This is a genomic window from uncultured Pelagimonas sp. (genome assembly GCF_947498515.1).
Classification (GTDB): domain Bacteria; phylum Pseudomonadota; class Alphaproteobacteria; order Rhodobacterales; family Rhodobacteraceae; genus Pelagimonas.
Genome location: NZ_CANMKO010000009.1, coordinates 169,718 through 182,139 on the forward strand (window position 1 = coordinate 169,718; position 12,422 = coordinate 182,139).

At 57.2% G+C, this 12,422-nt stretch carries 15 protein-coding genes; 6 read left to right on the forward strand and 9 right to left on the reverse strand.

Translation table 11 applies throughout. The annotated features are described in order from the left end of the window. Positions 1-47 precede the first annotated feature (47 nt). Positions 48-953, forward strand: a complete 906-nt coding sequence (locus Q1A43_RS17505; protein ID WP_299923144.1) for a LysR family transcriptional regulator — start codon at positions 48-50, stop codon at positions 951-953. Positions 954-1,104: 151 nt separating this feature from the next. Here the strand turns inward: Q1A43_RS17505 and Q1A43_RS17510 are convergent, their stop codons facing one another. After that, positions 1,105-1,578, reverse strand: a complete 474-nt coding sequence (locus Q1A43_RS17510) for an enoyl-CoA hydratase (RefSeq protein ID WP_299937291.1) — start codon at positions 1,576-1,578, stop codon at positions 1,105-1,107. Continuing rightward, positions 1,571-2,116 carry a cytochrome b/b6 domain-containing protein gene (locus tag Q1A43_RS17515; RefSeq protein WP_299923146.1) on the reverse strand — a complete coding sequence of 182 codons (546 nt, stop codon included), beginning with the start codon at positions 2,114-2,116 and terminating at the stop codon, positions 1,571-1,573. The genes Q1A43_RS17510 and Q1A43_RS17515 overlap by 8 nt, the downstream gene beginning before the upstream one ends. A gap of 98 nt (positions 2,117-2,214) precedes the next feature. On the opposite strand from Q1A43_RS17515, the gene Q1A43_RS17520 reads away from it, so the two are divergent. Beyond that, a complete protein-coding gene (locus tag Q1A43_RS17520; RefSeq protein ID WP_299937293.1) occupies positions 2,215-2,664 on the forward strand; it encodes a MarR family transcriptional regulator in 450 nt (149 codons plus the stop codon). 2 nt (positions 2,665-2,666) lie between these two features. Here the strand turns inward: Q1A43_RS17520 and Q1A43_RS17525 are convergent, their stop codons facing one another. Genes Q1A43_RS17525 through Q1A43_RS17540 form a run of 4 tightly spaced genes read right to left on the reverse strand, consistent with a single transcriptional unit; the run spans position 2,667 to position 5,697 of the window. Beyond that, positions 2,667-3,596: an OmpA family protein gene (locus tag Q1A43_RS17525; RefSeq protein WP_299937295.1), complete on the reverse strand. Its 930-nt coding sequence runs from the start codon at positions 3,594-3,596 to the stop codon at positions 2,667-2,669. Beyond that, positions 3,568-4,137: a peroxidase-related enzyme gene (locus Q1A43_RS17530; protein ID WP_299923152.1), complete on the reverse strand. Its 570-nt coding sequence runs from the start codon at positions 4,135-4,137 to the stop codon at positions 3,568-3,570. Before Q1A43_RS17530 ends, Q1A43_RS17525 begins: the two co-directional genes overlap by 29 nt. Further along, complete coding sequence (locus Q1A43_RS17535; protein ID WP_366944274.1) at positions 4,134-4,931, reverse strand: GNAT family N-acetyltransferase; 798 nt, start codon at positions 4,929-4,931, stop codon at positions 4,134-4,136. Before Q1A43_RS17535 ends, Q1A43_RS17530 begins: the two co-directional genes overlap by 4 nt. A 40-nt stretch (positions 4,932-4,971) precedes the next feature. After that, positions 4,972-5,697, reverse strand: a complete 726-nt coding sequence (locus tag Q1A43_RS17540; protein ID WP_299937297.1) for a molybdopterin-binding protein — start codon at positions 5,695-5,697, stop codon at positions 4,972-4,974. Positions 5,698-5,804: 107 nt separating this feature from the next. On the opposite strand from Q1A43_RS17540, the gene sfsA reads away from it, so the two are divergent. After that, positions 5,805-6,515 (forward strand): DNA/RNA nuclease SfsA, encoded by a 711-nt coding sequence (sfsA, locus tag Q1A43_RS17545; RefSeq protein ID WP_299937300.1) that lies wholly within the window; start codon positions 5,805-5,807, stop codon positions 6,513-6,515. Positions 6,516-6,603: 88 nt separating this feature from the next. On the opposite strand, the gene Q1A43_RS17550 is transcribed toward sfsA, so the two are convergent. The 3 genes from Q1A43_RS17550 to mutY form a co-directional block, all read right to left on the reverse strand. After that, positions 6,604-7,524, reverse strand: coding sequence for a manganese-dependent inorganic pyrophosphatase (locus Q1A43_RS17550; protein ID WP_299937303.1), 921 nt, complete (start codon positions 7,522-7,524; stop codon positions 6,604-6,606). A 152-nt stretch (positions 7,525-7,676) separates the two neighbouring features. Next, on the reverse strand, positions 7,677-8,822 hold the full coding sequence (locus tag Q1A43_RS17555) for an alkane 1-monooxygenase (RefSeq protein WP_299923160.1): 1,146 nt from the start codon (positions 8,820-8,822) through the stop codon (positions 7,677-7,679). Between the two features lie 72 nt (positions 8,823-8,894). Next, positions 8,895-9,941, reverse strand: a complete 1,047-nt coding sequence (gene mutY, locus Q1A43_RS17560) for an A/G-specific adenine glycosylase (protein WP_299937306.1) — start codon at positions 9,939-9,941, stop codon at positions 8,895-8,897. 86 nt (positions 9,942-10,027) lie between these two features. On the opposite strand from mutY, the gene Q1A43_RS17565 reads away from it, so the two are divergent. From Q1A43_RS17565 to Q1A43_RS17575, 3 genes are read left to right on the forward strand one after another with little or no spacing between them, the layout of a single operon-like run. Next, complete coding sequence (locus tag Q1A43_RS17565) at positions 10,028-10,537, forward strand: DciA family protein (RefSeq protein ID WP_299923163.1); 510 nt, start codon at positions 10,028-10,030, stop codon at positions 10,535-10,537. 35 nt (positions 10,538-10,572) lie between these two features. Beyond that, on the forward strand, positions 10,573-11,238 hold the full coding sequence (locus Q1A43_RS17570) for a DsbA family protein (protein WP_299937372.1): 666 nt from the start codon (positions 10,573-10,575) through the stop codon (positions 11,236-11,238). Continuing rightward, complete coding sequence (locus Q1A43_RS17575) at positions 11,235-12,365, forward strand: CaiB/BaiF CoA-transferase family protein (RefSeq protein WP_299937309.1); 1,131 nt, start codon at positions 11,235-11,237, stop codon at positions 12,363-12,365. The genes Q1A43_RS17570 and Q1A43_RS17575 overlap by 4 nt, the downstream gene beginning before the upstream one ends. The last annotated feature ends 57 nt before the right edge of the window (positions 12,366-12,422 follow it).

Here is a 12,422-nt window from a genome sequence, read left to right on the forward strand (position 1 = left end):
GTCCCGGCAAAACTCATCACAAGAATTAGATGAAGAGGGACCCGAGCATGGATCGCCTGACGGAAATGGAAGCGTTCGCCACAGTGGTGGATCAGGGTGGCTTTACCGATGCCGCCAAGAAGATGGGGATTTCAAAATCCGCTGTCTCGAAACACGTGTCATCACTAGAAGCGCGCCTTGGCGCACGGCTTTTGAACCGCACCACACGCCGGGTAAGCCCGACCGAAATTGGTCTTGCTTATTATGACCGGGCGCGTCGGGTTTTGAACGATGCAGGTGAGGCGGATGCCCTTGTCACATCGATGCAAAGCGCGCCGTCTGGCTTGTTGCGCATTTCGGTGGCCACCGATTTTGGTGTGAACCACCTGAGCCCGCAATTGGGCGATTTCCTTGCCGAATTCCCCGATATTACGGTGAATATGGTGCTCAACAACCGCTATGTTGAGCTAATCTCGGAAGGGTTTGACATGGCGATCCGCATTGGGGAGCTTGAAGACAGCACCCTGCGGGCCCGCAAGCTAACCGAAACAAGCAAGCGCATGATCGCCTCGCCCAAGTATTTTGAGCAATATGGCCGTCCGCAGCGCATTGACGATCTTAACGAACACAAGCTTTTACATTATTCGAACCAGTCTTCGGGCAATGTTTGGAAGCTGACCGCGCCATCGGGTGAAAAACGCCAAGTGCGCACCGCCGGTTGGTTGACGGTGAATGACGGGCAGTCGCTCTTGAATGCTTGTGTTGCCGGTCTCGGCATCGCCTACCTGCCGTCTTATTTGTATCACGAAGCCATGGAGCAAGGGTTGGTCGAGGATGCGATCCCCGATCTGCCGCAGGAAACCCAAGGCATCTACGCGGTCTACCCACCCGGCCGCTTTACCCAGCCCAAAGTGCGCGCCTTTATCGATTACCTGGTGCATGCCTTTGCGGAAAAAGGCCCGAACGCCTGGTGATCGGACCCTTTAACCTTCTTCCATAGCCCGTTGGATCGGGCCACCTTTTGCCCGGGCCATTTGGTCCGGGTTTTTCCGTTTTTGGACCGTTGGGTTCGGGTCAAGTAACTAGTGTCTAATGATTTAGACCCGATGACTTAAGCCTGATGATTTACATCCGACGCTCCCCAAAGAGTTTGGGCTTGAAGGCCCCAATGATCAGTTCGGTCAAAAGCGGCAATACGTTTGTTTGCCCAATCAGCGCTTCGGTGGCTTCGAGGTCATGAAACGCTTGCGGTAACGGCGCGCTTGCAGCGGCGGCGGCGGCCATGGCGCGCAGTTCCGGCATCATCGGCACCAAAAAGACAAAGGCGTTGATGGCCAAAAGGACCTGAGCCCCCAATTTGATCTTCATCCAGTGATCGCGAACTCCGTAGCCGTAGAACAGTGTCAGGTCGCAGGCCAGTTTGAGCGCCAATCCGGGCAAGATGAGGATATAGGCGCTAAGCTCTTTGTAGGTATAAACATTGAGCGCGGTTTGCCCATCAGGTGAGCCGAGAACAGCGCCAATAACGATGTGGCTAAGGATGCCGCCGACATACATGATGCCGGCGATTTCGTTAACAAAATCGAGGGTTTTACGCATTTCCGCCCCCGGAACGCTTGTCAAACCACATCCGGGACAACAGCCCGTCGCGGCGCACAAATTGGTGATAAAGCGCGGCGCCAACATGGCCAAGGATGGTGAGTCCTAACAAGGTCGCCAGCAGGCCATGTGCGGCACGGGGCGGGAAGGCCGAGAAATCAGCGGGCAGTGGCGCACCAGATCCGCCAAACACGATGTCAGGCAGGCCAGCCATCAGGGAAATGCCAATGCCGGACGCAACCATGCCAAACACCAAGGCATAAAGCCCCCAATGCGCGGCCTGTCCTAATTTGTTGAGCGTGGCGTTGCCGATATCGGCATGGGGTGGCTTGGTCGTGAACAACCTGGTGCCAAGGCGGATGAGCGTCAAAACCCCAATCACCATGCCCAATGACATGTGCATTCTTAGGGAAAACAATTTGGCAGGGTCAGTGTTGGCGGTTTGGGCCAAAACGCGGCCGCCCATGACCAGTCCGACAATAACCATAAGGGCGAGGATCCAATGCAGGGCAACAAGTAGCGGGTGATAACGAGTCATGAGGGTCTCCAATCTGTCTAATTGAGGTATAGATTGCACTGGCAACTGTTGCAAATGCAAATGTTGCACGTATGTTGTGCGCTAAATAGGAGGTGGCCATGACTTTGCAAGACGAAACGCGCGCCGTTCGGTTGTCTAGCTTTGGCTGGATGGCCCAGAGATTGGTGGCAGACCTAGACCGGCAGATGGCGGTGGAGTTGGAAGAACTCGGGCTGACCATGGCGAAATTTCCGCTGATCATGATGGTGAGCGAGCTTGGACCCGTGACGCAAGCCGACATTGCCCGCCGGTTCAGCCGACCGGCTTATTCGATCAGCCGCAGCCTTGATTATCTGGTCAAAGATGGTTTGCTTGAGCGCCGACCCCATCCGACATCTCGGCGCGCCCATGAAATTGTCGCGACACCAAAGGGGCAAGCTTTGGCCCCTAAACTGCATGATATTGTGCGCCGGGTGAATGCGCGGGTTTTGTCGCCGCTCTCGCCGGAGGAACAGCAACAGATCACCCTATTGATGGAAAAACTGGTCCCGAACGAAGACCGATATTAGCCCTATTCGGTGGAGATCAGAACCGCTTCGATCCGACGATTGGCTTCGCGGCCTTCGGGGGTGAGGTTACTGGCAACAGGGGACAAATACCCAACGCCATTCGCGCCGATTTGATCGGCTGGGATGTTGTGGCGGTTGCGCAGATAGGTCACCGCAGCCGAGGCGCGTTTGCGCGACAATGCTTGGTTGCCCTCAAGCGAACCAACTGCATCGGTGTGACCGACAAAGAGAATGCGGCGGGTCGGGTTGGTTTTCAGGTAATCGGCAATCGCATCAAGCGAGGCCGCCGGACCATCCCCCAAAGACGACGACCCGGTTCGAAAAACCAGATCGGCCAGAATGGCATGGCCGTCTCGCTCCAATTGACTGGCAATATCGCTATTGGTGACAACGCTTGGCGTGATCGCTTTGGCGGTGGCCTGCACGGTGCCGCGTGCATCGCCAGCGCGGATGATTTGCACAAAACCCGCCGTCTTGTCCTTGCTTGCCAAAAGCGAAATCGCCTCGCCTTTGGGGCCGGTGGCGGCGACAAAGTGGTAGTCCGTCAGGCTGACAAACATATCCGGACCCGGAAGCACAAAGGTTTGAAAGCGAAAATCAAACCCGCCGCAGGCATCCGCGATACAGTCAAATTCAACGTCAAAACCCCCGGCCTGCAACTGATCTCGCAAGGGGGTTAGCAATTGCAGCGAGGTGAGACCGGTTGCGTCAATGCGCCAAGCCTGAACCGAAACGGCCCCCTCGATCCGGCGCGTTGGCAAGCCGCCTTCTTCGGTCCACGGACCAATAGGAAGCGCATAGGCCCCATTGCGCTGTGACACCTCGCGGGTCAGCTTGGCCCCCTTGGGGAGGGCCAAATCTTGCGCCGCAAGCGGGCAGGCCCACAGCGCACAAACCGCCGCCTTAGCGAGATTGCGCGTGATAGTCATCATTGGGGCGCATATCAGTGGCACTTGCTACTCGGTTTGTCATGTTGAAGAAACCCGCCACATTGGCGATGTCCCAGATATCGCGATCGGTAAATCCGGCGTCGCGGAGCGCTTGGCGATCTTGTTCCATGATCTCGGCGCTGGCTTTGGTCATCTTTTCGGCAAAGGTCAGCATGGCGAACTGGCGCTCCGATAGGTCAGCCACCCGCCAGTTCATCACCATCATTTCGCCAAGCATAGGGTCGCCGGACAACTCACGCACCGCCGCACCATGGGCGGTCAGGCAGTAAAAGCATTTGTTGATCGAGGAAACGACCACGGCAATCAGCTCGCGCTCAAGCTTGCTTAGCCCGCTATCGGCCAGCATCAGATCGTTATACAGCGTGGTAAAAGCGTTGAGTTTGTCGATGTCAAAGGCATAGGCGCGCAAGACATTGGGCACCATGCCCAGCTTGTCCTGACAAATGTCGAAATACTTCTGGGTGTCCGCCGGAAGAGGATCGGCCATCGGCAGGTTCAGGGCGGTGGGCAAATCTTGGGTCACATGTCCTCGCTTTCGGCATCTCTGAGGATGCGGTAGTGATATTGACCAACGGTATTCAGGTTCAGCGACGCATATAGCCCGTTGGCATGATCATTGGCTTGGGTCACTAGCGCGCCAATCCAACGCGCACCCTTGCGTTCGGCCCAGATGGCGGCGCAGCGCATCATCCACGCGCCAAGCCCCTTGCCGCGATGTTCCTCGCGGATTTCCAAGGCATGAACAAGCGCGATCCCATCATGAATGGCGCAAAAACCCGATCCGGCGGGGCGGTCGCTTACCCGGCCAAACAACCCGGTTTTCGGGGCGGCGCAACGTTCCATCACGTTTAGGCGCGCCGGGTCCAACCCGCCTTCGTCCCAAATCTCGTGCATAACGGCCAGTGGTTCCCAAACGGAAAAAGCCGTCACCGGAGGAAGCGCGCGGTCGGTCAGCGTGTCGATTGGGGCAAGGCGAATATTGGTGGGATCAACCGCATCATAGTCGCGCGCCAAAAGGGTTTGATCAAGCAGATCATCGCCTTTGCGGATCATGAAAAGCGGGTCTTGCCCCATCAAACGCATGGCGCTTTCGGCGGCGGCCACATCATCGGGGAGCCACGGGCCGCGAATGGTCGCTGCCGACACCCGTTTTCCTCCGCCGCGCCCTTCGCGCAGCAACCAAGGGCCTGCCTCAACCAGTGCGGCGGCGGGCCATGTGCCATCAACCGCAGCAAAAAGGCGCTCAGCGGTGGGCATGTCCAAATTCGAATATGTCGTCACGCCCTGTTTATGGCGCGGCGCGGCACCACTGTCCATGATCGCGATGCGCTTTGGCCGGTTTGACGCGGAGGATTGTTCAGTCCTGCGGGAAAAGTGCCGCCAAAGCCGACATGGCCTTGTCCACTTGGTCCCCATCGGCACCACGGATCACAATGTTGGCCCCGTAAATGCCATCCTTTTGAAACGGATAGGAGCCGATGGACAGAACGGGGTATTCTGCGGCCAGTTTGCCAAGCGGTTCGGCGATTTCGCCCTCGCCCCGGTAAATGCGCAAGGATTGGCTGAGCAATGGGGCACCGCCGGTCAGGTTGGGTAGAAGGCTAGCCACCATGGCCTGAAACACCGCCGGGACACCGGCCATGACATGAACGTTTTCGATGCTAAAGCCCGGTGCGATTGAGACCGGATTGTCGATCAAACACGCCCCGTCGGGAATGCGCGCCATGCGCAAGCGCGCGGCGTTAAGCTCGGTGCCCTGACGGTCATAATGGGCCTGCAAAAGCGCGCGCGCATCATCGCGAATATCGATGGGGACGCCAAAGGCCTTGGCGACACAATCGGCAGTGATGTCGTCGTGGGTGGGGCCAATGCCGCCCGATGTCACCACAAGATCATGGGCGGTGCGCAACGCGGTGATCGCGTCGACAATGGCATCCGGATCATCGGAGACCACCCGCACTTCTTTGAGGTCAATGCCATGTTTGGTGAACTCACCGGCAAGATAGTACATATTGGCATCGCGGGTCCGCCCCGAGAGGATTTCATCCCCGATGACAAGCATGGCGGCGCTGGGATTGGTCATGGGATGTCTCCTTCGTGCTTGTGGTCAAGATAGCGGGCATGGGCGTGGCTGCAAGCGCGGCTTTTCATATGCTTTTCTTATACCGGGGCGCGGGCTATTGCTGGGGCATGAAGTTTGACACGCCCCTGATCCCCGCCACGCTGATCCGCCGCTACAAACGCTTTCTTGCCGATTGTCGGCTTGAGGATGGGCGCGAGATCACCGCCCATGTGGCCAATCCCGGCTCGATGCTGGGGCTCAAGGACGAAGGGTTGCGGATCTGGCTCGAACCCAATGACGACCCCAAGCGCAAGTTGAAATTCGGCTGGCGGCTGGTCGAACATCCCGGCGGGCATTTCACCGGAGTTGATACCGGTGTGCCCAATAAAATGCTCAAGGCGGCGTTGATGGCCGGACAGGTGCCGGGGTTGACGGGCTACGATCTGGTCCGTCCCGAAGTCAAATACGGCGAAAACAGCCGGATCGATTTCCTGCTAAGTGGCGGTGGCAAAGCGGATTGCTATGTCGAGGTCAAATCCGTGACCCTATCGCGCCAGTCCGGATTGGCTGAATTCCCCGATAGTGTCACAGCACGAGGCACCAAACATCTGGGTGAGCTGGCCGAGGTTGCGCATTCTGGTGGGCGGGCGGTGATGCTCTATCTGATCCAACGCACCGATTGCACGTCGATGACGCTCGCGGCGGACATAGACACGAAATATGCCGTCGCCTTTGCCAAGGCGACAGCAAGCGGGGTTGAAACCCTTTGTTTTGATTGCAAGCTTTCGCCCGGTGGGGTGGAGCTTGGCACAGCGGTGCCTTTCCAAAGCCCTATCTAATAGAAAAAGAGGCGACATTCCTGCCGCCCCTTCTTGATCTTGTTTGATAAACTCCGGGGGGCTGGCCCCCGTCTCAATTGATCTGAGATCAGACTTTGAGGTTCGGAATGATCTGCTTTTTGCGGCTCATGATGCCGGGAAGGACAACGGCGTCCCCGTCAACAGTCGCGCCAAAGCTCTTTTCCGCAACGCCTTTGATCACGTCGTTAGGAACCAAAAGGGTGGCTTCTTCTTTCAGAATGTCGACAACAAACAACAACACCTGATCAACGCCATCTTCCGCCTGAACGGAGGCATAGGTTTCCATGATCGACGCCTTGCGGTCCAAGGGGATCTCAGGCGCAGTGGTTTCCAGAACGGAAACGCGGAATTTCACACCGTCGACTTCGTATTCCTTGCTGTCCATGCGGATCAGTTCGGCGTCGGAAAAGGCCGAGACGTCGGATTTCGCGGCGAACATTTCGGCGGCGTATTCGGTGACATTGATGCCCAGATCAGCGGCAAGAGCAGCGACGACTTCGCGATCGCGGTCGGTTGTGGTCGGCGAGCGGAATTCAAGCGTGTCCGAGAGGATACAGGTCAGCGCCGCGCCTTTGATGTAATCGGGCATCTTGGCAACATCGTTGCCCATCAGGTCATACATGATGGTGGCGGTACAGGCGAGCGGACGGATGGTGATGTCGATGGGGCCTTTGGTTTCCAGACCACCGACCAGCTTGTGATGGTCAATGATGGCCTGAACGTCGGCACCGTTGATGTTGGCAGGCAGCTCGGCGGGGTTGTTGGTGTCAACAATCACACAGGTCTGGCCGTCTTCAATATCGGAGATGATGCGTGGCTTGGGCAGGTCCCAACGGGTCAGCATCCAGGCCGCTTCGGTGTTGGGCTCACCCAACAATACCGCTTCGGCGGAGCCGCCTTTGACTTCGTTCATGTACCACGCCCAGATGATCGGGCTGCCGGTGCTATCGGTGTCGGGGGATTTATGGCCAAATACCAGGGTCGTCATGATGCATTCCTTGAACAAAAGGTCCTGTTTGCGCGCCTTCTAGCGCCCAGAGCGGCCCTTGTCACCCTGTACGAACTGGGGTGCGACCCTAAAGGCCTGCGCCCCAAATTTCATCGATGAAATTTGCAAATTCCGTGAACGGAATTTTGCGCTCATCTCGGCATTGGCGTTTTTAGCTTGTTGTAGTCGGACCAATCGGTGACTTCGGGGTAATACATTTGCCGCCAGCGTTTCACTTTGGGGTTCATGACCTTTTTCCACAGCGGCGGCATCATCGCGCAAACCGACATGAACGGATAGCCATAGGGCAGTTGCGGGGCCTCGGCGTCGGAATAGTTTTGCAACAAAGGAAACCGACGGTCCGGTTTGTAGTGGTGATCGGAATGGCGTTGCAGGTTGATCATCAACCAATTGGTGGCCTTATGCGCGGCGTTCCAGCTGTGATGAGGTTTCACATGTTCGTATTTGCCGTCGCCAAGGTGCAAGCGGGTTAGACCATAGTGTTCAACGTAGTTGACGACTTCAAGCTGCCAGATTGCGACGCTTGCCTGGAAGATGAACAGCAAAACCCCAAGCCATCCGCCGACGACAAAGGCGCAGAGCATCATCACAAGCTGAAGCCCCCAATAGCGCCAGAAGGGGTTGGATTTGTGATGCCAAGGTAGGTTTTTGCGGGCCAGCATATCGCGTTCGGCTTTGAAGGACGACGTCAGGCTTTGCCACAATACGCGCGGATAAAAGCGGTGAAACCCTTCGTTGTAGCGCGCGGTGACCGGGTCGCGCGGGGTGCCGACATAGCGGTGATGCACCAAAAGGTGTTCAGAACGGAAATGCGAGTAGAGCACCATCGCCATGAGTAGATCGCCCAGCAGGCGCTCAAACTTGTTCTTCTGGTGCATCAGCTCGTGACTATAGACAATACCCACCGTGCCGCTCATCACGCCAACACCAAACATCACCCCAAAGACTTCCCAACCGCCAAGATGTTCGGCGCGAACGGTGTAGGCGATCAGCCCCATCATCGTCAGGAATTGCAGCGGCACCCAAATTTGGGTGAGCAGTTTGTACCAATAAAGCTGATCCTCGGTGGTTTCCAAATCGGCGTTTTCGGTGTTGAGCCCGACCAGCAGGTCAATCGCCGAAAACAGGTACCATGTGACAAGCGGTGTGATCACCACCCACCAGCCGCCCAAAAGCGCCCCGGTCCAGACCAAGGGTATGAGGATAAAGGACAAAAAGAACGGCAAGGCCGATGTGAATTTGGCGATTTTTGCGGCGGGGATCATTGCTTGGGTCATGTGACGCGCTCTTGCATTTGGTTTGGCGCAGCGTGGCCCTATCGCGGCGCTAAGGCAAGGCCAAGCGCTGCGTCATTCGGTTTTGGCAAGATCATAGGCTTTGCGCATCACAGTGGGCAGGTTGTCGCGATCAAAGGTTTCCGCGTCGACAAACTCTCCGCGGGTGGGGGTGCGATCCATTGGCACAAGCGCGGTCAAAATCCGCAGGCGCAAATGGAAATGGGTAAAGGTGTGGCGGGCTTCGCCAGCAATCTCTTTCCATTCGGCGCGAATGGGTGGAGCCTCGGCTGGATCATCGCCCCATTCGGAACCGGGCCAGCCGAGCATCCCACCAAGCAAGCCCTTGTCGGGGCGGGTTTCGAGCAACCATGCGCCATCAACGCGCCGGGCGAGATAGGCGATGCCCAATCGGGTTGGCTTGCGCTTCTTTGGGGTCTTCTTGGGGAGGTCGGTTGCGGTCCCGGCCAGCCATGCGGCGCAATTGCCCCGCCAAGGGCACAACCCACAGGCAGGATTCTTGGGTGTGCAGATCGTCGCGCCCAAATCCATCACTGCCTGAGCGTAGTCACCGGGGCGCTGTTGTGGGGTCAGTTGGGCGGCATAGGCGTGAAACACCGGTTTGGCCGCGGGTAGGGCGGTATGATCATCGAAAATCCGCGCCATCACCCGTTCGACATTGCCATCCAACACCGTTTCGGGCGCATCAAAGGCGATCGAAGAGATCGCCGCCGCCGTATAGGGGCCGATGCCGGGCAATTGCAAAAGCGCGTCATGGTCGTTGGGAAAGCTGCCGCCATGCTCGGCGGCGACAACCCGCGCACATTTCAGCAAGTTGCGCGCACGGGCATAATAGCCAAGCCCGGCCCAAGCCGCCATGACATCCGCATCTTCGGCATTGGCGAGATCGGTGACGGTGGGCCAGCGGGCGGTGAAGGCTTCGAAATAACTTTTGACTGCAACAACAGTGGTTTGCTGCAACATGATCTCGGACATCCAGACCCGGTAAGGATCGGGATCAACCCCGGCCAAACGCGCCTTTGGCGGCACACGCCACGGCAAATCGCGGGCGTGGCGGTCGTACCATGTCAAAAGGTCGTCTGATTTCGGCAAGTCACGCAATGGTGAGTTTCCTTTATTTCATCATATCGGGGCTAGCACCCATTGTCCGGACAGATACAATAGCGCCCGTCAAAGGGATTCACACTATGCCAAAGCGCAAGACAACCACATATGGCTTTGCCCGCACGTCAAACCTGCTGCAAAATCAGGTGCGCAAGGCATCCGAAAGCCGTGGTTTCGCGCAAAGCCGGGTGTTGACCCATTGGGAAGAGATCGTCGGCGAAGACGTCGCCGGCATGTCGCGACCGGTTGACATTAGCTATGGGCGGGGTGGATTCGGCGCGACGCTGTCGGTTTTGACCAACGGGGCCAATGCGCCGCTGTTGCAGATGAAACGCGAAGAAATCCGCACGCGTATCAATGCGGTCTATGGCTATAATGCCATCGCCCGTATCCGCGTGACCCAAACCGCCAAGACCGGATTTTCCGAAGGGCAGGTGGATTTTACCCACCGCAAAAAGCCACAAAAACCCGCGCCAAGCCGCGAAACAATTGCCAAAGCCCAAGAGGTTACGCATGAGGTTGCTGATGACAGCCTTCGCGCGGCGCTTGAACGCTTGGCAACAAACGTCATATCGAAAAGCAACCGGGCCTGACCCGGATCGCCACCAAAGAGGAAGAGGCAAGAATGATGAACAAGATCCTTCCGGCGGGCGCAGTTGCGCTGGCCCTGATCGCAGGCGGTGCCTGGTATATGACCCAAGGGTCAACCCCCGGCACTTCCGCACTTCCTGGCGCTGCCAACGCACAGGCGTCTGATGTTGATACTTCGGCTGTGATCGAGATGGTCGAAGGCAATGCCGATGCGTCGGTTCAGGTGATTGAATATGCGTCCTTTACCTGTCCGCATTGCGCCACGTTCCATGAGAACACCTACAAGCAGCTCAAGGTCGATTATATCGACACCGGCAAGATCGGCTTTACCTTCCGCGAAGTCTATTTCGACAAGTTCGGCATGTGGGCGTCGATGATCGCACGCTGTGATGGACCCGAGAAGTTCTTTGGCGTGACCGATCTGATGATGAAAGGTCAAAGCACCTGGGCGCGCGCCGGTTCCGAAGCCGCGATTGCCGATGAGCTGCGCAAAGTGGGCCGTTTGGCCGGTATGGAAAGCGACCAGATCGAAGCCTGTCTGACCGATGGTGACAAGCTGCAAACACTGGTGGCGTGGTACCAACAGAACGTGACCGAGCACGACATCGAGTCGACGCCGTCGTTCATCATCAACGGCGAAAAGTTCTCAAACATGAGCTATGCCGATTTCAAAGCGGTTTTGGACGAGAAACTCGGCGAATGATGCCAAGATCGGTTTCGGCCCCTAACGGCCCGCTTGAAGGTGTGAAAGTCATTGAATTGGCGCGCATTCTGGCTGGCCCATGGGCTGGTCAGACCTTGGCCGACCTTGGGGCCGAGGTCATCAAAATCGAAGCCCCGGCGGGGGATGACACCCGCCAATGGGGCCCCCCCTTTATTGAGCGCGAGGATGACACCTCGGCGGCTTATTTCCATTCCTGTAACCGTGGCAAAGCCTCTGAGGTGGTTGATCTGACCTCAGACGCGGGGCAAGCGCGGATGCGGGAGTTGGTTGCCGATGCGGATATCCTGATCGAGAATTTCAAGCTTGGTGGGTTGAAGAAATACGGTATGGACTATGAGAGCCTGTCGGCGCTCAACCCGCGCCTGATCTATTGCTCGATCACCGGATTTGGCCAAGATGGGCCTTACGCCCATCGCGCCGGGTATGACTACATCATCCAAGGTATGAGCGGTTTCATGTCGATCACCGGTGACCCGGATGGTCAACCACAACGTGCCGGTGTCGCCATTACCGATTTGTTTACAGGGCTTTATTCGGTATCGGGTATCCTCTCGGCGCTTTATCAACGCGAACGCACCGGCAAGGGGCAGCATATCGATATGGCGCTGCTTGATTGTGCGGTATCGGCGATGGCGAACCAATCCTTGAACTACCTCAGCACCGGAACACCTCCTGGCCGCACCGGGAACTACCACCCGAACCTGACACCTTATCAGGTGTTTGATTGCGCGGATGGTCACATCATCATTGCCACGGGCAATGATGGGCAATACCAGCGGTTATGTGGTTTGCTGGGCTTGGATGACATGGCAACCGACCCGGATTACCTGAAAAACGCCGATCGCGTCGCCAATCGTGATGCTATGATAGCCCGGCTATCGGCGGCAACTGCGACGATGACCAAGGCCGATTTGCTATCCGCTTGCGAAGCCCAAGGGGTTCCGGCCGGACCAATCAATGACATGGCTGATGTCTTTGACGACCCACAGGTTCAAGCCCGAGGGATGCAAATCACCCCCGATGGCATTGCCGGTGTGCGTAGCCCGTTCAAGTTTTCAGATGCTGAGCTGGTTTTGGACCGATCTGCGCCGAAACTGGGTAAATAATCGAACGGTCAAACTGGCTTCTGAGTCATTTGTTTCAGAGTCTTGCTGAAAGTGCGA

Coding starts and splice junctions, on each gene's coding strand:
- Q1A43_RS17525 (WP_299937295.1), bottom strand. CDS start 3,596: ATGATGACTATCACGCGCAATCTCGCTAAGGCGGCGGTTTGTGCGCTG.
- Q1A43_RS17505 (WP_299923144.1), top strand. CDS start 48: ATGGATCGCCTGACGGAAATGGAAGCGTTCGCCACAGTGGTGGATCAG.
- Q1A43_RS17510 (WP_299937291.1), bottom strand. CDS start 1,578: ATGCGTAAAACCCTCGATTTTGTTAACGAAATCGCCGGCATCATGTAT.
- Q1A43_RS17550 (WP_299937303.1), bottom strand. CDS start 7,524: ATGACGACCCTGGTATTTGGCCATAAATCCCCCGACACCGATAGCACC.
- Q1A43_RS17570 (WP_299937372.1), top strand. CDS start 10,573: ATGAACAAGATCCTTCCGGCGGGCGCAGTTGCGCTGGCCCTGATCGCA.
- Q1A43_RS17535 (WP_366944274.1), bottom strand. CDS start 4,931: ATGGACAGTGGTGCCGCGCCGCGCCATAAACAGGGCGTGACGACATAT.
- sfsA (WP_299937300.1), top strand. CDS start 5,805: ATGAAGTTTGACACGCCCCTGATCCCCGCCACGCTGATCCGCCGCTAC.
- Q1A43_RS17565 (WP_299923163.1), top strand. CDS start 10,028: ATGCCAAAGCGCAAGACAACCACATATGGCTTTGCCCGCACGTCAAAC.
- Q1A43_RS17540 (WP_299937297.1), bottom strand. CDS start 5,697: ATGACCAATCCCAGCGCCGCCATGCTTGTCATCGGGGATGAAATCCTC.
- Q1A43_RS17555 (WP_299923160.1), bottom strand. CDS start 8,822: ATGACCCAAGCAATGATCCCCGCCGCAAAAATCGCCAAATTCACATCG.
- Q1A43_RS17520 (WP_299937293.1), top strand. CDS start 2,215: ATGACTTTGCAAGACGAAACGCGCGCCGTTCGGTTGTCTAGCTTTGGC.
- Q1A43_RS17515 (WP_299923146.1), bottom strand. CDS start 2,116: ATGACTCGTTATCACCCGCTACTTGTTGCCCTGCATTGGATCCTCGCC.
- Q1A43_RS17575 (WP_299937309.1), top strand. CDS start 11,235: ATGATGCCAAGATCGGTTTCGGCCCCTAACGGCCCGCTTGAAGGTGTG.